Here is a 22,284-nt window from a genome sequence, read left to right as displayed (position 1 = left end):
TCCGACCCAGAAACCTAAAGGCTTCGGGTGGCGAATTCCCGCAACCAATGGTCCCGGCTCAACAAACGGGGCAGCGCGCGGCCCCAACTGCGCCGCGCCGCCCTCCGCCACAGCGCATATTGCAACCCCAGCCACAGGGTCTGCGCCAGATAGCCGATAAACCGCAGCCGATGCGGCCGCAGGACGAGGCAGGTTTTCCCCTCGGGATCAAGCGCCAGAAGGTAGGGCAACCCGGCAATCCGCATCGGGTCAGGCGCGCCCTTCTGCAATAGCCTGATACCGTGCTGCGCTGGCCGAAACAGGACAAGCAGCACCAAAAGCACCACCTGCCATGGCGAAGGATCGGGGTCCTTCACTGAAAAAGGCTGTAAAAGGCGCATCCCTGTCTGCGGTGCCTCGCAGCGTTCCGGGGCCTTTACCGACTCGACAGTCTTGGTCACCTGCCGATGCAGCCACGCCGCGTCCGTCGACAGCGCCATATCCGGACCGTTCAGAAAATCGCGCAAGGCCATGAGGCATGCTTCCACCGAACGATAGCGATGCACCAACAGATGATGCAGCACATAGCCCATTACATGCATCGCACCCGGAAGATCACCAAGCTGTGGATGCGCCGCCGCTGTGATCAGGCTGTTGCGCAGATCATAGTAATGCACGATGCCCGCATGCTTATAGCGGACCGAGGCATGCCAAACCCCAACCCCCGGCAATGGCACCACCGGCACCCCGGCCTCACGCAGTCGCAACCCATATTCGATATCATCCCCCCGAATGAAACAGGGGATGGGCAAGCCACAGCGCCGCAGGGCCGACATGGGGATCAGGCAGAACCACCAGCCGTTATAGTCGGCCTTAGGCACCCGTGACCAAAGCTGCATCGACGCTGGGTCCGACAGATCGGTGCCCACTCCCTCGACCATAGGCAACCAGTTCCGGCCGAGCTGCCCCCAAGCCTCTTGCAACCGATGCGGGCGTTCCAGTTCCAGCGCCTGCCCACCCACCGCCACTTCACCAGCCATTTGCGCAAAGGCCATGGCGCGCAGAATGACCCGTGGATCAAGCCGGATGTCATCATCCATCAACAACAGATGCGTCGGCCCCTCTTCACCCTCCTGCGCCTCCAGCATCGCGCGGGCAAACCCGCCGCTGCCGCCCAGGTTGGCCTGCTGCACCTTGCGGAACAGAGGCTGCTTTAAAAGTTTCCGCAGTTCTGGCCGTTGGAATGGCCGACCGTGATTGATCAGAAGCACCCGCTGCAAAAGCGGCGTCTCTTCGGCCAATTCAGCCAACGCCGTCAAGGTCCCCTCCAGCAGGACCTCGCGGTTCATCGTGCAAATACCGACAACCAGACGCGGCACGGGCCCAATGACAGGCTCTGTCACGAAGGCCATTTCCTCGATCAATGCACCATCCACCGTCGCCACCGACAGGCTAAGCCGCAGAACCTCCGGCGCGCCGATGTCGCCGACTTCGGCCCAGACCCAATGCAGGCTTTCCTGACCGTCACCCACTTCCATCCAGTCGTCGACGACACGTACTCCGCCGCCCGCCATATGTGCCAGAACCTGCACCGCAACCGCACCCTGCACCCGGCACAACACACCAACGCGGGCCAAGCGCCCATGGGCGCGCCAGAAATTCAGGTAGAACGCATTGAAATAACTGTCCGTCTCCAATCGACCACGCGGCGGAAGTCGATACAGCCCATCCTCGCCCACTTCGGCACGACTGCCCTCCGCCAGGTAAAGGCTGTCCGGAATGCCCGCGAATGGCGTAAGCAAACCTTGCAGGCGCGTGGCAGTCATGACCTCAAGACGACGGTCGAACGGACTCATGGCAGCCTTCCTTCACACATGGATGCCAGCGCCGCCCCCCAGCGGCCTTGCACCCGAACTCGTTACAAACCCAAGACCGCAGGGGGGATAGCCGACCCAAACCCCTCCCGCCGCAAACTGTCCATCTCGTCCGCCGTGGCGGTCACCGCCGCGACAATCTGCTCTGCCTCATGCTGCGCACTTAGGAAAAAGCGCAACCGCGCGCTCTGCATGGGAACCGCCGGAAACATCACCGGCATCACGTTGATCCCCCGCGAAAGCAACCGCTCTGACAGTTTTGCAGCCAGCAGACTGTCGCCCACCATGACCGGCACGATGCCATAAGGCCCTGCCGATCCGGTCTCCAAACCCGCCGCCCGCGCCGCTGCCAGAAAGGCCGCCGCATTGGCCTGCAACCGCGACACCCGCTCGGGCTCTTCCGTTAACAGGCCCAGCGCGCACTCTGCTGCCGCTGCAAGTGCGGGCGCCAACGCCACCGAATAGACAAAGCCCGCTGCATGGTCGCGCAGCACTTCGATCAGAACCGAACTGCCCGCGATATAGCCCCCCGTCGCCGCCAAGGTCTTCGACAGCGTACCCATCCAGATGTCCACCTCACCCGGTGCCACCCCAGCCGCCTCAAAGCTACCGCGCCCCCTCGCCCCCACGCAGCCCATCGCATGGGCATCATCTACCATCAACCAGCAGCCAAACCGCCGCTTCAAGGCGATCAGCCCGGCCAATGGCGGCACATCGCCATCCATCGAGAATAGGCCTTCCGTCACGATCAGGGCATTGCGGTAAAGCCCGCGGTTTTCGGTCAAAAGCGCCTCAAGCGCCGCCAGATCGTTATGCGGAAAGGATCGCCGCGCCGCCCCCGACAACTTCACCCCGACAAGGATGGAATTGTGGCATAGCGCATCGTGCAGGATCAGATCACCTTCGCCGATCACCTGCGCGATGGTCGAAACATTGGTGGAATGCCCACTGACAAAGGTCAGCGCGGCCTCTGCCTCATAATGCCGCGCCAGAGCCTGCTCCAGAGCATCATGCACCGGGCGGCATCCAGCAACCAACCGGCTTCCCGACGGCGACACGCCATAAAGGTCGATCGCCGCCTTCGCCGCCTCGGCAACCCGCGGATCGGCATTCAAGCCGCAATAGTCATATGAGGCAAAGTTCACCACAGCTCGCCCGTCGATGCAGGTCACTGCACCCGCGCGCCCCTCATGCCGTCGAAAGAAGGGCGTCGCCACACCGACCAAAGCCCCCACCTGCTTCATCCGCTGGCTGTCGCGCCAATCGGGCAGACTGTCGAACCCACGCGCCCCTTCGGCCACGGCAACAGGACGCGAGCCGCGCCGCTGCGCCGCCGCCCGCGCCGCCGCCACCAGATCGGCCTTACTTGGCGTGCCATCGATCATTCTGCAGCCTCCGCTCGGCCACCGCGCAACGCTCCGACCGACCCCAGATGCTGCTCTGCCAAATGAACCTCGCCTACAGCCTCTTCGCCTCCGCTGCCTGCGCCATGCAGATGCCGCACGATCCGCAGCGCGATTTCGCGCAGGCTCAGCGCATCGGAAATCAGGGTCACCGGGATATCATCCCCCAGCGTCTGCTGCACCGTCAGCCCCAGTTCCACGCCCATCAGCGAATCCACGCCCAGATCAGAGACAGGTTTGGTCGCCGCGACCGATTTTTCCGGCACCTGAAGGATATGCGCCACCCGCCCCACCAGCCACGCTTCCAGCCGTTCCGCCGCCCGCGCCTCTGTCAGGCCCGTCAGGACCGACCGCAGATCATCCTCACCAACCTCCGCTTCAGATCTCCGCCCAAGCGCCTTCAACAGGCCAAAAGCAGGTTCCCCCAGCGTCCGCAATGTGACGGAAACCGCGTTCCACCCCATCGGCGACACATGCACCACAGGCCCCACCACTTCGCCCAGCGACAAAAGCCGCTCAAGCGCCCGCGTCGCCTGCACACCAGTGAACTCTGCCCCCCCCGACATCCGCCGCACCAAGGCCGCCGTCTCACGGTCCCGCGACAGATAGCCCACGTCGGAAATCGCGCCCCAGCCAACCGCCAGCCCCGGCAGACCCTCTGCCCGCCGCGACCGTGCGATCCCTTCCAGATAGCCATTCGCCGCCACATAGGCCGATTGCCCATGATTGCCGATCAACGTCGCCATCGACGAGAACAGCACGAAATACTCCAGCGCCATCCCCCGCGTCAGCCGATCCAGATGTGCCGCCCCCGCCACTTTCGCAGGCAGCACCCGGTCCAGAACCTCCGCCGTGATCGACGCAAGTGGCATATCCTCCAGCACCATCGCCGAATGGATCACCCCGGCAAGCGGCACCAGATCGGCCAGCACCTTCTCCAGTGCCACGCCATCCGCCACATCACAGGCGATGGGGCGTACCTCCACCCCCTGCCGTCGCCAGCGGGCAATCGCCTCGACCGCAGGCCCTTCGACCGCACCGCGCCGCCCCATCAGGGCCAAACGCCGCGCACCAGAGGCCACCAGCCACTCGGCCATATCAAGGCCAAGCCCGCCCAGACCGCCCACGATCAAATGCCAGCCCGATGCTGACGGGGCAAAGCGGCCCAAGGCACCTTCCTCATCCCGCACCGTTGCCGGATCGGGCGGCACAACCACGACCTTGCCAATATGCCCAGACTTTTGCATCAGCCGGAACGCCGACACCGCCTCATCGGCGGCAAAGGCGCGATAGGGCAAGGGGCGCAATGCCCCCGCCTCAAAGGCCGCCATCACCTCAGCAAAGACCCGCGCCGCCAAGGCGGGCCGCGCAGCCATCACCTGATCCACGTCGATCCCGTGATAGACGATGTTTTCCTTCAAAGGCCGCAGGCCCACGGCCGTATTTGCGTAGAAATCCTGCTTCCCCAGCTCAAGGAACCGACCAAAAGGCGCAAGGCAACCAAGGCTGCGCTCCATCGCCATACCCGCCAAAGCGTTCAGCACCGCATCGACACCGCGCCCACCGGTGATCCCCCGTACCGCCTCGGCGAAGTCAAGCGTGCGGCTATCCCGCACATGCTCCACGCCTTCGGCGGCAAGGAAAGACCGCTTCACCTCCGACCCCGCTGTCGCGATCACCCGCAACCCGCGATGTCTCGCGATCTGCAAGGCAGCAAGTCCAACGCCACCCGCTGCCCCATGCACCAAGATCCAGTCGCCAGCCTCCAACCCGGCCAAGGTGACCATCGCATACCACGCGGTGAAAAACGCCACCGGCAATGTCGCCGCCGCTTCGGGCGCAATGCCGTCGGGCAGCCGCGCCGCCAGCCGCGCCTCCACCGTCACATGCGATGCAAAAGAGGACGGCCCAAAGGTCAGCACCGCATCACCAGGTGCAAGCCCCGTCACCCCCGGCCCGCAGCGCAGCACACGTCCCGCGCATTCCAGCCCAACCGTCGATCCAGCAAAGCCGCGCTCCAGCGCTTCTTCCGGCAAAAGGCCCATAGACCACATCACGTCACGGTAATTCAGACCCGTGGCCGCGACCGCAATCTCCACTTCACCCGGCCCCGGTGCCTGACGCGTCTCGCGCTGCCAGCGCAGATCGTCAATTCCACCCGCCACCGCAGGCCGCAGCACGGCACGCTCCGCTACACTGTCCTGCGCAGCCGCCCCGGCATCCACCACACCTTGCATCACGCGCAGCGCCGAAACGCCGTCCCGCCCGATAACAATTTCCGTCTCACTCGTTCCCGACGCGATCAGTCGTGCCAGCTGCAACCCCACATCCGCGGCAGGCAGCTCTGGATCACAATCGCAGCGCAGCATAGGTACTGTCGCATGTTCATTCGCCGCCGACCGGATTAAGGCCCAAACCGCTGCTTGGCCCGGATCACTGACCCCCAGCCCACTCCCCGCCGGGACCACGAACAGCAGCGGTGACACAGTGGCCTCAGTCACCAGTTCCCGCAGCCGTAGCACACGCCCGGCCAGCTGCGCCGCAGGATCGGCCACCGCCTTGACCTGAGGAAAGACCGCGACAGTCCAGCCCCCCACCGCCATCACCGTATCGACGTCCTGCGCCAAGCCATGGGCAACCGCCGCCGCCAAAGCCGGGTCGCTCTCACCTCCCGGCATAGGCAGCTTCGTCTCGCCCCCTCCCACGCGCGCCGCCGAAACCAGTTGCGCCGCACCAAACGCGTCAGGCATCGCGTGCAGCTTAGCCACAAGCCCGGCTGTCTCGACGGCCGCCAACCAATCCGCCCCAGTCTGCAAAGGCGAAAGCGGCCCGTCCGGAGTCACGCCTTCCGCAAACCATCCCTCATCCAGACCCCAAACCAGATCGGCAAAATCCGACGGTTCTGCCTCAAGGGCAATGATCCGCCCGCCCGGCAAAAGCCCCTCGGCAAGCCGCACCAGCGGAACCCCAGTCGTTGACAGCGCCCCTTCCGACAGGATCAGGTCATGCCCCCCCGCCGCTCGCAAAGCCTGCGCTGTCGCCTCCAGTCGCGCCACGCGATCTGGCCGTGCGACAGGCCCATCCTCTGACCCGGGCAGGACAATCTCGGAAAAGGTGGCAAGCCCGGGGGCAATTGCGTCGGTCAGGCGCGGCAAAAGCTGCGCCGTGTCCTGCACCACCTCGGCAATCCGCAAGGCGACCCCCGGTCGTACCCTTGCAACGGCCCCAATAACCGCATCGGCCAAAGCAGCTCGCCGCCGTTGCCGAAAGACCGATCCCATCCGCAGCGCATCAAGGGCCGCCCGTCCGAACACGTCCTCGGCCCCGGGCAAGTCAGGGGGGGAAAGCCCGACAAGCCCGGTCACCCGTCGCGCCAAGTGGGTCAGGATCGCCACCTCTGGCACCAGATCGGGACGCTCTTGCGTGATCATCGCAATCAAAGGCGCGGCCATCGCCGCAGCCCCGGCCTCGGTCAACTGCCATCCGCCCTCAACGGCGCGCACCATCCCGGCCCGCAAGGCGATGCCCGCCATGCCTTCGGCCCAGACCGATGGCAAGGGTGCCCGGACAACACCATCCCGCGCCAAGGCCCGCATGCCTTCTGCCGCAAGCGCCTGCGCTGCTGCCTCGATGAGAAAATACTCTTCATCCGGCAGGGCAGGTGCAGCCTCCAATGCGGCAACGACACGCTCTGCCACTTCTTCAGCCGCCTCTGACCGCGGCAAGGGCAGCGCGATCTGCCGGAACCCATGCACAGGAAGCGCCACGTCTCGTTGCAACCGCACCGCCTGAAACCGTGCCGCTTCGATCCGCGCGATCAACTGCCCGTCGCCGTCGAACAAAAGGAAATCGGCCAAAAGCGACCGCGCCCCCTTCAGCCGCAGCATCACCCGCGCCGACGCGACCACTGCCCCGGGCCGCGCAATGACAAGCCGACCGATCCGCACCGGAACAAAGCCCAGACCGGCACGCTCAAACTCTGTCTCCTCCAGCGCCGGGATCAGGGCATGGAACGCCGCATCAGCCCCCGGCACATCCAGAAGAAGGCGCGTCCTCGGCCCGTCCATCGGCTCATGCTCCCGCAGGAACACCTCCACCACACCGGGCGCAGGCCTCCGCTCACGCTCGACCAAAGCGAAGGCTGGCCCGTAATGCAGGCCCAAACGCCGCGCCGTTACATAAAGCCGCGCGCCTGTCCTGTCTCCAGTCCTTGGGCGAGGGTCAGGCGGAGCCACCTCATCCTCAATCCGCAAGGCGCGTTCGAACCGACCCTGCGCCTGCACGCGATAAGGCCCCGTCTCGCCCCTTGCGCGGAACCCGATTGTGATCCGCCCCTGATCGGTCAAGGCGCGCACCTGCACCTCGGTCATGCTCTGGCGCGTCAGAACGACGGGGGCCAGAAAATCTACATCCTGCAAGGCAACCCCACCGGGGCCCAGCGTCTCAGCCCCCGCCGCCAGCATCAATTCTGCCAGCCAAGTTCCCGGAAGGATCACGCGCCCACCCGGCTGGTGGTCGGCCAAGGCAGGCACCATCACCGCATCGATGTTCGAATACCAAAGCCGCGCATCCACCCCTTCTTCGCGGCCCAGATAGGGATGCTGCCGCAGCCCATCGCCAAAGCGGTTCAGGATGCCGGGGGTCTGATCAATCCGAACTTGCTCAGGCTCCCAAGGATAGGTCGGCAGATCGTCCCGATGCGACGTGGCGCGCGGCAAGACCGTATGACCCTGCAACGCAACCCCGGCCACCACCGCCCGCGCCACGACCCGCGCCACAGGGTTGATCCCCGCCGCCGCCGCCTCATCCTCACCCCGGTCAAGCCCCGGCAGCACCGCGCAGCCCGCACCCTCCAGACATCCCGTCATATAGGTCTGCAAGACGGGCGACGGCCCCACTTCCAGAAAAGCCTGGATTCCGCGCGCCCGCAGCGCCGCCATGGCCGGCAGAAAGGCCACCGGCTGTCGCACATTCGCAGCCCAATGATCCGCATCCAAGGCCTCCCCCGCCATCTCTTGCCCTGTGACGGACGAGATGAAGGGAATACGCACGGCCCGTGGTCGCAGGTCTCGCAAGGCGTCTCGCAACGCTTCGGCCACCGGATCGAAAGCCTTGCTATGATAGGGATAGTCGATCGCCAGCTTCACCGCAGGCCAGCGTAGCACCCGCCGCACATGGCGCAGAAAGGCGTCTAGCACCTCCCCCTCTCCCACCACCGAAACGCTACGCGGGCTGTTCTCGGCGGCCAGTTCCACCCCGCCGCCGAACGCCGCAATCGCCACGCGCATATCCTCGGCCGTGGCCTGTACCGCCAGCATCCCGCCTGCCCCGCGCAAAGGTTGTGACGCAAGGCTGCGCAGATGCGTGACCATCACCGCCTGGCCCAGCGACAGCGCGCCCGCAGCATAGGCCGCGGCCACCTCGCCGCCTGAATGGCCCATCACCGCGGCCGGTCGCAGGCCGCGCGCCTGATAGGCGCGGAATTGCGCGATTTGATCCGCGAACAAAAGAGGCTGCGCGACGACTGCATCGCCCATTTGCGTTTCCAGATCGCCCGCCGCCAGCCGTTCGATGATCGACCAACCCGCCACACCCCGAAAGGCCCGGTCAATCTGCCCCATGGCCTTCGCATAGGCGGCATCGTGTGCCATGGCATCAAGGCCCATGCCGGCATATTGCGACCCGTTGCCCGAAAAGACGAAGGCCACCTCTGCCTCCACTAGATCGGACCGACCAGTGACAAGCCGCAGGTCAGCCTTGCTTTGCGCCCCCCGCGCCAAGGCCAAAGCGGCCTCCTCAGGCGCGTCACAGATTAGCGCCGCGCGATGCGCCAGCCGCCCGCGATAGGTCGCCGCCTGCCCACACAACTCCTGCAGGCCACCTCCCGCAGCCTCCCCCGCGACCAGCGGTTGCCACGCCGCCATCATCCGCACCAATGCCGCTTCGCTTGCCGCGGATAGGAATAGAATCGGCGCGTCGCCTTCTGCGCCGCCGCGGGTTTCGGATACAGGCGACACCTCCGCCCGTTCCACAATCGCATGCGCATTGGCCCCGCCGAAACCGAAGGAACTCACCCCCGCCAGCAAAGGCCCCTCTCCCAAGGGCAGCGCCTCTTGCGCCACCTTCAGGTTCAATCCTTCAAAATCGATCCCGGGATTAAGCGTTTTCGCATGCAAACTGGATGGCAGCACCCGTCGCTCCAGCGCGATTAGCGCCTTCAGCATACCCGCCACGCCCGATGCAGGCTCCAGATGCCCGATATTCGACTTCACTGATCCAATAGGCAGCGCCGCCGTCCGCGCCTGACCCAGCACCCGGCCCAGCGCACCCGCCTCCACCGGATCCCCCGCCAGTGTCCCGGTCCCATGCGCCTCCACAAAGGCCAGCGCATCCGGGTCCACCCCAGCCCGATCATAAACCTTGCGCAGAAGGGCCGCCTGTCCCTCCATTGACGGCAAGGCGACGTTCAATGTGCGCCCGTCGGTGTTCACCTCCACCGCGCGCAGGATTCCATGCGACCGCCGCGCGCCCAATTCGCGCGCCGTCCGACGTTCAAGGACAAAGGCCACCGCCCCCTCTGCCCGCACATAACCATCCGCCATGGCCGAAAAGGGCTGGCACCGCCCTTTTGGCGACAGCATCCGCGCCGCCGAAAAGCCGATGTAATGGATCGGGTCCAGCAGGGCGTTCACCCCGGCCACCACCGCCACATCAATCTCTCCGCGGAGCAGCGCCTCTTCTGCCAACCGCATCGCCACGATCGACGATGAACAGGCAGTATCCACCGTCATCGACGGCCCCCGCAGGTCCAACACATGGGACACTCGGTTCGACACCAGCGCCAAGGTATTGCCCGTCATCAAATGCGCGTCGGTCAGCGCGGCGTCCTGCGCAAGCCGCGCCGCATGCGCCATGGCGGAACAGCCCGCATAGACCCCGATATGCTGCCCTGCCAGACTGTCGGGCGGCAGGCCCGAATCTTCCAGCGCCTCCCAAACGACCTGCAACAGCAAACGTTGCTGAGGGTCCATCTGCCCCGCCTCGCGCGGCGATATGCCAAACGGGGCCGCGTCAAATGCCCACAGATCTTCCACGACTCCCGCCGCAAAAGTATAGGCCTTCCCCTTCGTCCCCGGCACAGGATGCAGGAAAAACTGCCGAGACCAGCGATCTTCGGGGATTTCCGTCACGGTATCGCGTGCCGAAAAAAGCACGTCGGCCAAGTCCTTGACCGAGTTTGCACCCGGCAGGCGGCAGGCCCAACCCGTGACGTGAATCTTTTTTGCCACTCAGCACACTCGTTAATAAATGTAAACAAAACAGCGCCTTGCGCACTGTCACATTCTTATGCCTAATCTTAAGGATAGCATCGGTCAACAATCGGCGCGGTTAAAGGGTTCGGGTTTGCAAGTAAATTCGCCGAAACTGCCTCATGCTTGGGCAGCGACCGAAGGCATGGCCACAAGGTGGCATCGTGCCTTCCGTGCTTTGGCATGGCCCATGATCGCCAGCCGCGCGGACATGTCATGATTGCCGATCTGCGCATTGAACTGGCCGAATGCCGGACGGGTGGACACACCTTCCTGCGGTCTGTCTTCGCGCTTGTCCTGCGCGAGGCGCGCGTGCGCCACGGAAGATCCCGCCTCGGCTATGCCTGGGCCGTGGCGGAACCCTTCGCTGTCACCGCCGCGATGCTTTACTTTTTCTCCGTAACCGGACTGCGCGGCAACGGGCTGGATTTCGCCCCCTTCTACGCCTCTGGCGTGCTGGCCTTCGTCTATTTTCGCCACGCCTCCGGCTTCATCGGCATGGCGCTGGAATCGAATACCCCTCTTTTCAGCTATCCCCGCGTGCGCGAACTCGACGCAGCCGTGGCCCGCTTGGTCCTTGACACGATCACATCGATCATGATCGCGACCTTTGTTTTCATCTTCCTTTACTTCGCCTTCGGCAGCCCGCCGCCGCATGATATGGGGCGCATGTTCATTGCCTATTTCGGCCTTGGCCTTTTGGCCTTCGGCGTCGGCCTGAATATTGCCGCCATTCAGCGCCGTTTCAACATGACGGGCCATGTCTACAACATGCTCATGGCACCGGCATTCATCCTATCAGGCGTGATCTTCAGCCTGCAAAACCTGCCCTATGAATTGCGTGGCTTCATTGTTTGGAACCCCATCATCCACGGGGTGGAAAGCTTTCGAGCAGGCTACCTGCCCGGCTATCCCACCTATCACATCGACATCCCCTATCTTTATTTCGTGGGCCTGATCCTCACCGCTCTGGGCATGTTCCAGATGATTCTCAGCAAGCGGGGGATGATGTGATCGAATTTCAAAACGTTACCAAGACCTATCCCCTGCGCGGCGGCGCGCGACGCCTTGTGCTGAACAACGTGTCGCAAGTCCTGCCTTATCGGAATATCGCCGTTCTGGGCCGCAACGGGGCCGGAAAGTCGACCTTCATGCGCCTGATCTCTGGCCTTGTTGACCCTGATCATGGCCGCATCACCCGCTCTGTCTCTGTCTCATGGCCCATTGGGCTGCGCGCTTCCTTTCATGGCATGCTCACGGGCATAGAAAACATCCGCTTCGTCGCCCGCGTCTACGGGGCCGATGAACATGCCGTCATCGATTATGTTGCGGAATTCGCCGAACTTGGCCCCTTTCTGCATGAACCGATGCGCACCTATTCCTCTGGGATGGCGGCGCGCATCGGCTTTGGCCTGAGCATGGCGCTTCATTTCGACCTCTATCTTGTCGATGAGGTCCTCGCCGTCGGCGATGCCAGCTTCAAGGCAAAGGCACAGCGCGCCTTCGACGACCTGATGGGTCGTTCCCGCATCATCCTCGTCTCGCATTCAATGAAAGCGCTCCGCGAATTCTGCGATTGCGGCCTGCTCGTCGCCAACGGCACGACCCGGTTCTACGACGACATAGAAGAGGCCATCGACGCCTATGTCGCAATCAATGCATGACCCCAAGATCACCCCGCTGCAAAAGCCGGCTGTCCTCGAACAGGCCCAAACGGAGCCGCCCGCGCAGACCGGCCCGAATAACCGCGAGGCCGAACCCGCGCTCTTTGACGACGACGACGATGAAGCCTTCGGTCGCCGTCCGCGCCGCCCGCGCCCAGATGACCCCAACCCCAACCGCATGAACCCCAAAAAGAACCGCCTCGCCCGGCGCTTCGAAGGGGATCAGCCCCCAGCGCGCATCGTTCCCGGCCCCGATCGCGACACGACCTTTGCCGCAGGCCCCATCGCCGTACAGACGGCGACCCAACGCCGTCTGTTCAGCCGGATCACCATCCTGACCTTCATCCTCGGCGTGATCCTGCCCATCTTGGCCAGCGCCGCCTATTACAGCTTCGTCGCCGTCGACCGCTATGCCGTGGAGATCAAGTTCGCCATCCGCTCGCCCAGCGGCGCCTCATCGGGCGATCTGCTTGGCCTCGTCTCGGGCAGCACCGGATCGGGCAGCACGGTCGCCGATTCCTGGATGATCGTGGAATATCTAGAAAGCCGCGAATTCCTCGACGCGCTGACCGAGAAGGTTGATCTCCGCACCATTTATTCCGCCCCCCACGGCGACTTCCTGACGCGCCTGCCAGAAGATGCCACGACCGAAGACATGGTCGACTATCTGCCCTCTGTCGTCTCGGCCAGTTTCGAATCCGCCACCCAGATCATCACCGTCGAAACACAGGCCTTCACCCCCGGCGATGCCACCCGCATGGCCGAGGTTGTTCTTGAGGCCAGCTCCACCCTCATCAACGCCGTCTCGGAAAAGGCGCGGCAAGACACCGTCCGTCTGGCCGAGCTTGAGTTGCTGCGCGCCGAAGAAGCCCTCCGCGACCAACGCGCCGCAATCGCCGCCTTCCGCGAAACCGAACAAAAGATCGATCCCACCGCCAGCGTCGCCACACAAGAAGGCGTCCTCGCCCAGCTGCAAAACCGGCTTGCCAGCACGCGCACCGAACTCAGCAGCCTGCGCGAATTCCTCTCCCCCGAAGCGCCCAGCGTCCGCGTCCTGCAAAGCCAGATCGACTCGCTCGAACGCCAGATCGCCTCGGAACGTGCCCGGCTGGGAATGGGTGAGGAAGGCGACACCAGCGCAGGTGGAACCGCCCCCACTTTCAGTGCTTCGCTAAACCGCTCCGTCACACTTTACGAGGCGCTCAAGGTCGATCTCGACTTCCGCGAACGCGCCTATCTCTCGGCCCTTTCCTCGCTAGAAGCCGCGCGCGTCGAAGCAGATCGGCAACAGCGCTATGTCGCCACCTTTGTGACCCCCTCACCACCGGAATCGGCCCGTTATCCGCAGGCCCTCCTCACCATCCTGCTGATCGGAGCGGTGGCCTTCCTGATCTGGGGCATCCTGTCGATGTTCATGCATATCCTGCGCGAGCATCTGACATGACCCGCCCCCCTTCAATCCGGCCCCAAGTCCCGTATCAGCCGGATCTGTCGCCGCCGCAACATCGCCCCGGACAGCGGCCCGAAAAGGTGCAGCAACCGCACCGCCCAACTGGGCAGTGCATGAAGGCGGTTGGCCTCCATCGCACGGATCAAGACAAGGGCCACCTCTGCCGCTGTCATGGCTTGCGTGCCGGCAATCACCTCCGTCACCGCCGGGCGATGCCCGCGCTCGGCGGTCAGCATGGGGGTGTCCGTGTCGGGCGGCTGGCACAGTGTCACACCGATGCCCCGCGCGGAAAGCTCCACCCGCAGAACCTCGGCCAGTCCCCGCAACGCCAGCTTGGATGGCGCATAACCGCCATAGCCATGGATACCCGCAATCCCCGCCGCCGATCCGACAAAGCCGATCCGCGCGCCGGGCTGAAGCTGCGGCAGCAAGACATGCAGCACATGCACAGCGCCGAAATAATTCACTTCCATGACCCTGTGCTGCGCGTCGATCTCCAGCCCTTCAAAGAGCCCCGGCAGCGTCATACCCGCCGACAGGATTACCCGCTCCGGCACGCCCATCGCCTGCACCGCAGCCTTCATCGCCAAGGCGACAGCGGCGGCATCCGCCACATCCACGCTCCAACCGCGCACGGCCACCGTAGGCTCCAGCGCCGCGATCTCTGCCACGGCCTTTTCCAACCGCTCGGTATCCCGGCCAAACAACGCGATCTGCCCGGTCCTACCCTGAAACCGCCTCGCCCAATCACGTGCCACGGCCAGCCCAATGCCGCTTGACCCGCCCGTGACGAAAACGGTCCGCACCGCTCTACTCATGCCCAACGCACCTGAACTAAAAACTCAAGGCTCCACCATGCTCCTCCCTGTTACGCCGCGCAATCCGTCCTGCCGTGCGGCGCTTACCCGACGCGGCCTCCTCCTTGGCTCCATCGCCGCCTTGTCCGCCTGTGCCCTGCCGCAACAGGGCCCGTCCACCGCCGCCGTTCTGGAAGGGGCGGAAGACAAATCCTTCCTCCTGATCGAGGTGGATGAGAACATCACCCGCACCTTAGGCAATCCTCCCGTAACCTCCGTCTCGGGCCTGTCGCTTGACCCATCCGCCGCCCCATCCGAAGCGGTGGGCGTTGGCGATGTCCTCAGTATCCGCATCCTTGAAGCCGGGTCCGGCGGCCTTTTCGCCACCGGCAACGGCGGGGCGGGCGGAACCGATTTCGACAATGTCACCGTCGGCCGAAACGGCCATATAACGCTTCCCTACGTGGGAGAGATCTCCGTCGCAGGCCGCACACCCCTGCAAATCGAAACGCTGATCGTCGAAAGCCTGGAAGGCAAGGCCATCGAACCGCAGGCCCTTGTCCGCATTTCAACCTCCAGCGGCAACCGCGCCGTCATCACGGGCACCGTTGGACGCCCCGGCCCGTTCCAGCTTTCCCTGAGCGGGGACCGCCTATCGGCAGCCATCGCCGCCGCCGGCGGCAGCAGCAACCCTGCCCATGAAACCACCGTTACCATCCGCCGCAACAACCGTCAGGCCCGTGCAAGGCTCAGCGACATCTTCCTGCAACCGGCCAATGACATCCCGCTGCAACGCGACGACGTGGTTATCCTCGCCCATGAGCCACCGCGCTACACACTTGCCGGTGCCGTCGGGCAAACAAACACTTACCGCATCGAAACCCCGCGCTATTCGCTGCTTGAGGCAATCTCCGCCGCAGGCGGCGCGCGGGATGAACGGGCCAATCCCTCGGGCGTCTTCCTCTTCCGCCATGAAAGCCGCCGCCGACTTGGTCAGGCGGGCATCGCGGATCTTGATGCCTATCCCGTCACCGAACAGGGTCTTCCCACCGTATACCGCTTTGACATGTCCCGCCCGGAAACCCAGTTCAGCGCCCAGCGCTTCCTTCTAACCGATGGCGACGCGATCTTTGTGACCAATGCCGATACGGTGACGCTGGGCAAGTTCATCACGCTCTTTGATCAGGGTGTCGGCGCGATCAACCGGGCCCAAACCGTTACGGAATGAGACCGCCCCGCCTGCCCCCGGATTGGACAGAGGAAGACCTCAAGGCCGAACTGCGCGCCATCGCCGCGATCTATCGTAGGCTTTGGCCCGGTGCCGCCCTTGATCTCTGCTTGCGCCGCGCGCCGGGCTGGTGGGGCGATCCTACGGTCACTCTCAACCCGGCGGGGGACCCGGACGAAACCGGCTTGATGGCCCGCATCCGCCTTCCCGGTACTCAGCCCGCCCTGCGCGTCGAAACGGCGCTACCGCCCCCGGCCCGTCGCGCGGCCCAAGTTACCACGCCGGAACGCCCCCTCGCCCCCGGCCCCGTGACGCGCGGCCTGATCGCCGTGCACCCGATCCTGCCCGAATTGCCGCGCCACCTGCACGACACATGGCAAAGGCGTACCCTGCCCTTGCGCCACAGGACGACGCCGGTCGCCCCTTGCCCAAACGCGCCTTTTCCACCTGCACTCGGCTCCAACCGCAGCCCCGCCATCCTGATTGGAATGCACTGGCTTGAGGTGGGCGGGGCCGAACGCCTTGCCTTCGATTGCATCCGCTGGGCCCGCACTCTGGGCCTCAGGGTGGTGGTGGTGGCCTCTGTCCCCGCGCCGCAATCCCTCGCCGAAGAAATCGAAGGCGACCCCGGCATCCTTTTCCTGCGAACTGACCGCTATCTTCCCCGCGATCTCTGGCCCGATTTCATCACCGCCCTCGTCACGGCTGAAAACATCCGCCTCCTGCACATCCACCATTGCCACCCGCTTTATGACTGCCTGCCACAAGTCAAGGCGGCAGCGCCCCACCTGTCGGTCATCGACAGCACCCATATCGTCGAACATGCCGATGGTGGCTTCGCCCGCATTTCGGGCGTCTGGACCTGGCACATCGACCACCACCACGTCATTAGCACCAACCTTGCCGCCTACTTGCAACGCCGCTTCCCGGTCGCCGGACGTGTGCGGCTTGGCCGCATGTTCGACCGTCGCGCCATGCCGCATCGCCTTGTCCCGCCCAACCTGCGCCCCGAATCTGGCCGCCTCCGCCTTGCCTTCGTCGGCCGCCTCAGCCATCAGAAACGGCCCCTCCTCCTCTTTGCAACGATCCGCGGGCTGATCCGCCGCTTCACCCGCAAGGGCATCTCCGTCACCGCCACCATCCTTGGCGACGGGGCCTATCTCCATCTGATCCAAGACCTGATCCAGCGCCACGCCCTGACGGATGCAATTCGCCTTCTTCCCCCAAACGCCAATGTCGCCGACCTGATGGAGCAAAGCGACATCCTCCTCCTCCCCTCCGCCAATGAAGGCCTCGCCCTAGTGGGGATCGAGGCATTGCGCCATGGCTGCCTTCCCATCGCCACGGATGTGGGCGGGCAGTCCGAACTCCTTCCCCCGGCCCTTCTTGTGCCATCGGCCCCCCTCGCCTGCCTGCGCCAGACGGTCTCGCGCATCGAACGGCTGTGGCAGGATTCGGCCTTCCTCGACAGCACGCGCCGCGCGCTTCAGGACCGCTGGCTTACCTTTACCGCCGACCCAACGGCAGAAGAGGTGCTGACCCCTCTCTACCGTCAAGCATTGGAACCAGACGCATGACCCGCCTCATCGCCGTTCTGGTGACGCGCAACCGCGCTCAATCGCTGATGGCGGTTCTTGACGCGCTCGGCAATCAAACCCGGCGCCCCGACCTGACCGTGGTGATCGACAACGCCTCAACCGACGACACAAGCCAGCGCCTTATGGCCCGCGCGGCAAGCGACCCCTCCCTTCACCCGATCCGGCTGGATCGCAATGCAGGCGGGGCAGGCGGCTTTGCTGAAGGAATTCGCACTGCCTGCGCCCTTGGGGCCGATCTGCTTTGGCTCTCTGACGATGATGCCATCCCCCGGCCGGACACCATCGCAACCCTTATCGATGCCCTCCACCGCTTCGAACAGACTCACGCCCGCCGCCCCCCCTTCGCCTGTTCCCGCGTCCTCTGGACTGACGGCACCCTGTGCGAGATGAACACCCCCCGCCCCGTCTGGGATTGGCCCCGTTTCCTGACAGCCACCGATGGCGTGGCGCTGGTCGATTCCTGCTCTTTCGTCTCGGCCCTCGTCCCGCGCTGGGCTGTCGAAAGGCACGGCCTTCCCATCGCCGAATATTTCATCTGGTTTGACGATGCCGAATATACCCGCCGCCTATCGGCCGATCATCCCGGCCTATACGTTCCGGCCAGCGTGATCCGCCATGACATCCCCCTTAATCGCGGCGTGAATTTTGGCCGAGTCACCGCCGATGACCTGTGGAAATTCCGCTTCGGTGCCCGCAATCAGGCCTCATTCCACCTGCATCGCGAAGGCTGGGGCAGCTATGTCCTTTTCCTTGACCATGTCGAACGCCAGATGCGCAGAGGCGAGGTGCCGCTCCGTCTGCGCTGGCCGATCTGGCGCAGCCTGATTGCCGCGCTGACTTTCAATCCCAAAATCCGCTATCTCTCCGGCGCGACCACCAATCCCGGCCAAAAGACCTGACTCCGCAACGGCTAGGCCCTCACCCAGAAACCCCAGCCCGCAAACGCTCCACCAAAGGCTGAACCGCCTGCGCCCAGTCCCGCCCCGCCATATCGGCCATAGCCTGCGCCGACAGCCGCGCCAGCAGCGCATCGTCCCCAGCCAATCGCTGCAGCGCCGCTACCGCCTGCCCGACTACATCCGCCCCGTCCAGCAGCACCCCATTTTCCCCATCGCGCAACACCTCGCGCACCGCGCCCACATTCGTGGCCACAGGCACGACACCGGATCGCATCGCCTCCAGCACAGTAAGGGGCAGCCCTTCATAGTAAGACGGCAGGAAGAACACATCCGCCTCTGCCAAGGCCGCCGCGATCATGTGGCCTTGCAGGATCGGCGGCTCCAACATCGCGGCAATATCCTCGGGAAGCGCCGCCCCCCCGTCCGTCACCGCCTTCCCAATAAGCCGCCAGCGCAGGGAAATCCCCTCGGCCTTTGCCCTCCGTAGCGTGGCGGTTAATCGGTCCAGCCCCTTTTGCGCATCCAGCCTGCCCAGATAAATCACCCGCAAAGGCGCCCCCGCCGCACGGGGCCTGCGCATTACGCCCCCGGGCAGCGCAAAGGATGGCGCATTCGGTACGGGAACCACCTTTTCCTCTGGTATTCCCATCGCATGGCACCATTCGCCAAGCTGATGCGAACAGGGCAGCACCATGTCATAGGCATGTTCAAAGGCCAGCCCAAGATAGGCATTGCCCACAGGCCGCCCGAACCCGCTCAGATCGTTCAGATGCAGCGAAAGCCCGGTCCTAACCCCGAACCGCCGCAACTGGCCCATGACACCCGAAATCGCCCCGCCATGGAAATTCAGCGCGGCATCCAGCCAGGCCATCATGCCCAGCGCATCCCCATGATCACCCCAGCGCGCCCAGTCGGAAACGACCGTTCCCTGATACAGGGTCTGTCCCGGCCCCCAAGTGGCAAAGTCCGGATCACCCAGAAAGGTCACGCTTTCAAAAACCTCCTGCCATTCCGCACTGAACAGGATGTTGCGTGCCTCCAGCACGAAAAGATGCGGCACCATCCCCGCGGCCTTCAGCGCCGCCGCAATGTTCAACGCGACGCGCTCCACCCCGCCAAACTCCACCATCGGCATCACAAAGCCGATATGGAACCGCCCGTCAGACGCGCGCGGAAAGGCCGCCTTCGCCCCGGTCGGCACACGCGCCACCTCATGGCTGCGCGACCGCCAACCGATATCCGGGTGCCGCCATTCCCATTTGTGGCCCGCCGCCGCCCGGTAGTCCGACCGTGCCAACCGCGCCGCAATAGCCCCCAAGGCCTTCCCGGCAGACCATGGCACGGGCACCGCCGCACTTGGCAAGAACCGCCGCAGCGCGCCGGTGATCCCGGCCAATCCCGCCTCCGCCAACCGCTCCGGTGCCATCCGCACCCGGATCAAGGCCAAGCTTTCTTCTTCTGCCGGAACGGCCTCCCCGCCCACCCCAGCCATCTGCCAGACCAGCTTGCGCAACAGCGCGGGCGAGGCCATCACCATATCCGCCCTTAGTCGCCCCGAAGCCACCCCCCGCTCTTCAAACACGGCCAGACGCGCCGCCTCACCAGCCTCGACGATAAGCCCCGCCACCGCCTCATCCGTCGCCCGCCGCTCCAAAAGCCAAAGACTCCCGTGCAGCAACCCCGTCGCCTGCAATGCCTCCCACACCGCGGCCCGCGTCACCACAAGGAAGGGCGGCAGATGGTGGCGGGTGGTCCGCATCTGCCCCAGCCACCACATCCGTTCGAACTCCGCCACATCCAGCCGCGCCACAGCCCCATGTGCGGGGTCCAACGTCAACAAAACCTCGTTCCGATCCGCCAGCAGCACGGCAAAGCGCGGCGCCTCCCCCTGCTCCAGATCGACCAGCCGCCGCGGCCGGTACAGCCCGCGATGTTTCCGCTCGATCTCGCCCCGGATCACGGCCGCTTCACGCTCGGACTCGGCCAACATGCTTTCCCCCCGCTTGCGGTACTGGAAACCAAAGCTTTCAAGGTTGCGCCCAAGGAACCGCTTCTCGGCCGCGCGCAGAAAGAACTCCCAATCCTCAAACCCGCTTTGGAAGTCCGTGTCGAAAAACACCCCCGCCTCGAACACCCGCCGCCGGATCAGGCTACCCGCCTCGCAAAGGTTCATCCGGCTGTGCAGCAAAAGCGAAAACTCCCCCCCGTAATCCCCCGCCCATGTCAGGCCGAACATGTCGATATTGGGATAGATCCAATCCGCCTCCGGATGCGCCTCCAACTCTGCCGCCGCACGGGCCAAGGCACCGGGTCGCAACCGGTTGTCGGCGTCCAGCATGTAGATCGCCCCCACTTCGGGTGCCGCATCCAACACATGTCGGATGCCTACATTGCGCGCATCGCTCAACCCACCATTCGGCTTGCGGACATAGCGGATACGGTCTGGCCATGCCATTGCATAGGCGCGGCAGACGGCCTCCGTCTCACGATGCGGACAGCCGTCATTCACGATCACGATCAGGGGCACCTGGACCGCACCCTGCGCCAAGGCGCTTTCGATCGCCTCCACCAAAAGCACCGAATGGCGAAAGACCGGGATCACGACGCCAATGGCCATCACCCGCGCCGCGCCCTCCCGAACGGCAATCTCAGACATGCATCACCACGCCCGAAAACCCGCTCCATCCCCAAGCATTGCTTGTGGTGCCCGGCGGCAGACGTGTCATCAGGTAAAGGTCATGCGCATCGCCCGGCAGATCGGGCAGGATCAGGGTCACCTGCCCTGCCCGCATCGGCTTCATCCGCACCCAGCCGGAATGAAAACCCTCTGGGAACTCTGGCAAAACACCCGGCTGCTTTGGCCGCAATCCCGCAGGCAACACCCCAATGGCATAGTCCACCAAGGGTCCCTTCGCGCTCCATGTCATGATATCGGCGCTCACCACCCGCGCCCCGCCCACCGTTTCTGGCAAGATTCCGCAGGTCACGCGATCGGGCATCACATGCACCAGCAAGGCAGAGGCGTCCTGCACCTTCTGCATATCCTGCACCAGTGTATCAAGGTTGATCGCCCGGAGCAGCTCTATCCCGTCAATCCGCCGCGTTGGCAGATCCGCCTCGCCGGAACCATCCTGCAGCAGCCCCTTGGCCGATCCCGGCGCGCGCACGCCCGGCAAATAGTGCCAGACCTCAATCGCCAGCACATGCCGCCCGACTGGCATCCCATCCGCACCGCATGGCAGGAACCGTGGGTCGGGATGCGCCATCGCCGTCTCCAGTCGCAAGGGCCCCGCCCCCTCCCACTCCAGCCGAATTTCCAATCCGACCGGGTCTGCCTCCAGCCCCCGCAACAACGACAGCCGCAGCCACCCCGCCTCGATGCGCGCAGCAGGCACGGACCATTCCGCCAACACCTCCCCGCGATCCGGGCTTTCCAAACGGCACCGCAGAACTCCGCTCCGCGCAGGCCCCTCTGAAATCCGCAGCGCAATATCGGAAAGCCCTACGCTCAACCCCGGAACACGCTGCACCAGCGCAGCCCCGGAAGGCAGCTCCAGAACCGGGCTCCCCGCCGCTGGCGTGACCGTGAACCCTAGCTTCCGCTGCGACAGACGATGCAGAAATGCATGCGTCTCCAGCCGCGCGAATGAGGCCTGCATCGCCTCATGCTCCTGCCGCAGCGCGGCCATCGCACGCATAAGCGAAACCATGCGCCCTGCTGCGCCCTGCCGTTCGGCCAAAAGCACATCGGTCAGCCACTCCAATGCAGCCTCTCGCCGCGCCCCGGCGGCCACCCTGCTCAGATCCAAGAAACCCGGCAGTTCGCTTTCGAACAGGCGCGCCCAAAAAGCGGCCAATCCCGCCACATCCCGCGCACCTTCGGCAGAGAGCGCGACCACGCCCAGCGTCGCAAGATGCACCCGATCCTCGGCGACACCGTCCCCGCGCCAAAGAAACTCCGCTCCGTCGAATACGACGATATCGACAGGCAGGCCCAAGGCCTCTGCCGCCGCCGTGTCACAAAAGGGAACAAGGATCACCGCATCCGGCACCTCGCGGCACCTCATGCGATCGCGCATCCG

At 64.6% G+C, this 22,284-nt stretch carries 12 protein-coding genes; 6 read left to right on the top strand and 6 right to left on the bottom strand.

Annotation, left to right across the window (positions count from 1 at the left end; translation table 11 throughout):
* Positions 1-14: 14 nt before the first annotated feature.
* The 3 genes from QF092_RS16695 to QF092_RS16685 all read right to left on the bottom strand — a co-directional run bounded on the left by QF092_RS16695 (position 15) and on the right by QF092_RS16685 (position 10,545).
* Positions 15-1,835, bottom strand: a complete 1,821-nt coding sequence (locus tag QF092_RS16695; protein ID WP_281465652.1) for a glycosyltransferase — start codon at positions 1,833-1,835, stop codon at positions 15-17.
* Between the two features lie 62 nt (positions 1,836-1,897).
* Positions 1,898-3,238: an aminotransferase class I/II-fold pyridoxal phosphate-dependent enzyme gene (locus QF092_RS16690; protein WP_281465650.1), complete on the bottom strand. Its 1,341-nt coding sequence runs from the start codon at positions 3,236-3,238 to the stop codon at positions 1,898-1,900.
* Positions 3,235-10,545 carry a type I polyketide synthase gene (locus tag QF092_RS16685; RefSeq protein ID WP_281465648.1) on the bottom strand — a complete coding sequence of 2,437 codons (7,311 nt, stop codon included), beginning with the start codon at positions 10,543-10,545 and terminating at the stop codon, positions 3,235-3,237. The genes QF092_RS16690 and QF092_RS16685 overlap by 4 nt, the downstream gene beginning before the upstream one ends.
* A 204-nt stretch (positions 10,546-10,749) precedes the next feature.
* Here QF092_RS16685 and QF092_RS16680 point away from each other — a divergent pair, with 204 nt between their 5' ends.
* The 3 genes from QF092_RS16680 to QF092_RS16670 are packed head-to-tail and all read left to right on the top strand — an operon-like array spanning position 10,750 to position 13,674.
* The gene (locus tag QF092_RS16680; RefSeq protein WP_281465646.1) at positions 10,750-11,580 is read left to right on the top strand and encodes an ABC transporter permease; all 831 of its coding nucleotides are present in this window, start codon (positions 10,750-10,752) and stop codon (positions 11,578-11,580) included.
* Entirely contained in the window at positions 11,577-12,230 is a 654-nt protein-coding gene (locus tag QF092_RS16675) for an ABC transporter ATP-binding protein (protein WP_281465644.1), read from the top strand. Before QF092_RS16680 ends, QF092_RS16675 begins: the two co-directional genes overlap by 4 nt.
* The gene (locus QF092_RS16670; protein WP_281465641.1) at positions 12,223-13,674 is read left to right on the top strand and encodes a KpsE/RkpR family capsule polysaccharide export protein; all 1,452 of its coding nucleotides are present in this window, start codon (positions 12,223-12,225) and stop codon (positions 13,672-13,674) included. Before QF092_RS16675 ends, QF092_RS16670 begins: the two co-directional genes overlap by 8 nt.
* Before the next feature lie 11 nt (positions 13,675-13,685).
* Here QF092_RS16670 and QF092_RS16665 read toward each other — a convergent pair whose 3' ends face one another.
* Positions 13,686-14,498 (bottom strand): SDR family NAD(P)-dependent oxidoreductase, encoded by an 813-nt coding sequence (locus QF092_RS16665; protein WP_281465639.1) that lies wholly within the window; start codon positions 14,496-14,498, stop codon positions 13,686-13,688.
* A 37-nt stretch (positions 14,499-14,535) separates the two neighbouring features.
* On the opposite strand from QF092_RS16665, the gene QF092_RS16660 reads away from it, so the two are divergent.
* The 3 genes from QF092_RS16660 to QF092_RS16650 are packed head-to-tail and all read left to right on the top strand — an operon-like array spanning position 14,536 to position 18,202.
* Entirely contained in the window at positions 14,536-15,705 is a 1,170-nt protein-coding gene (locus QF092_RS16660) for a polysaccharide biosynthesis/export family protein (protein WP_281465637.1), read from the top strand.
* Positions 15,702-17,282, top strand: a complete 1,581-nt coding sequence (locus tag QF092_RS16655) for a glycosyltransferase (protein WP_281465635.1) — start codon at positions 15,702-15,704, stop codon at positions 17,280-17,282. The genes QF092_RS16660 and QF092_RS16655 overlap by 4 nt, the downstream gene beginning before the upstream one ends.
* Complete coding sequence (locus QF092_RS16650) at positions 17,279-18,202, top strand: glycosyltransferase (protein WP_281465633.1); 924 nt, start codon at positions 17,279-17,281, stop codon at positions 18,200-18,202. Before QF092_RS16655 ends, QF092_RS16650 begins: the two co-directional genes overlap by 4 nt.
* Before the next feature lie 19 nt (positions 18,203-18,221).
* On the opposite strand, the gene QF092_RS16645 is transcribed toward QF092_RS16650, so the two are convergent.
* Together QF092_RS16645 and QF092_RS16640 are read right to left on the bottom strand one after the other, a co-directional pair.
* Positions 18,222-20,858: a glycosyltransferase gene (locus tag QF092_RS16645; protein ID WP_281465631.1), complete on the bottom strand. Its 2,637-nt coding sequence runs from the start codon at positions 20,856-20,858 to the stop codon at positions 18,222-18,224.
* Positions 20,851-22,269 (bottom strand): DUF6212 domain-containing protein, encoded by a 1,419-nt coding sequence (locus tag QF092_RS16640; RefSeq protein WP_281465630.1) that lies wholly within the window; start codon positions 22,267-22,269, stop codon positions 20,851-20,853. Before QF092_RS16640 ends, QF092_RS16645 begins: the two co-directional genes overlap by 8 nt.
* Positions 22,270-22,284: the final 15 nt, after the last annotated feature.

Origin of the sequence: Fuscovulum ytuae (genome assembly GCF_029953595.1) — a bacterium.
GTDB lineage: Bacteria > Pseudomonadota > Alphaproteobacteria > Rhodobacterales > Rhodobacteraceae > Paragemmobacter > Paragemmobacter ytuae.
This window is presented reverse-complemented; position numbering and strand designations above follow the sequence as displayed.

Bases quoted from the DNA above. Each gene is read 5' to 3' on its own strand.
- QF092_RS16680 (WP_281465646.1), top strand. From the start codon at position 10,750: ATGGCCCATGATCGCCAGCCGCGCGGACATGTCATGATTGCCGATCTG.
- QF092_RS16695 (WP_281465652.1), bottom strand. From the start codon at position 1,835: ATGAGTCCGTTCGACCGTCGTCTTGAGGTCATGACTGCCACGCGCCTG.
- QF092_RS16660 (WP_281465637.1), top strand. From the start codon at position 14,536: ATGCTCCTCCCTGTTACGCCGCGCAATCCGTCCTGCCGTGCGGCGCTT.
- QF092_RS16665 (WP_281465639.1), bottom strand. From the start codon at position 14,498: ATGAGTAGAGCGGTGCGGACCGTTTTCGTCACGGGCGGGTCAAGCGGC.
- QF092_RS16640 (WP_281465630.1), bottom strand. From the start codon at position 22,269: ATGAGGTGCCGCGAGGTGCCGGATGCGGTGATCCTTGTTCCCTTTTGT.
- QF092_RS16655 (WP_281465635.1), top strand. From the start codon at position 15,702: ATGAGACCGCCCCGCCTGCCCCCGGATTGGACAGAGGAAGACCTCAAG.
- QF092_RS16670 (WP_281465641.1), top strand. From the start codon at position 12,223: ATGCATGACCCCAAGATCACCCCGCTGCAAAAGCCGGCTGTCCTCGAA.
- QF092_RS16690 (WP_281465650.1), bottom strand. From the start codon at position 3,238: ATGATCGATGGCACGCCAAGTAAGGCCGATCTGGTGGCGGCGGCGCGG.
- QF092_RS16645 (WP_281465631.1), bottom strand. From the start codon at position 20,858: ATGTCTGAGATTGCCGTTCGGGAGGGCGCGGCGCGGGTGATGGCCATT.
- QF092_RS16650 (WP_281465633.1), top strand. From the start codon at position 17,279: ATGACCCGCCTCATCGCCGTTCTGGTGACGCGCAACCGCGCTCAATCG.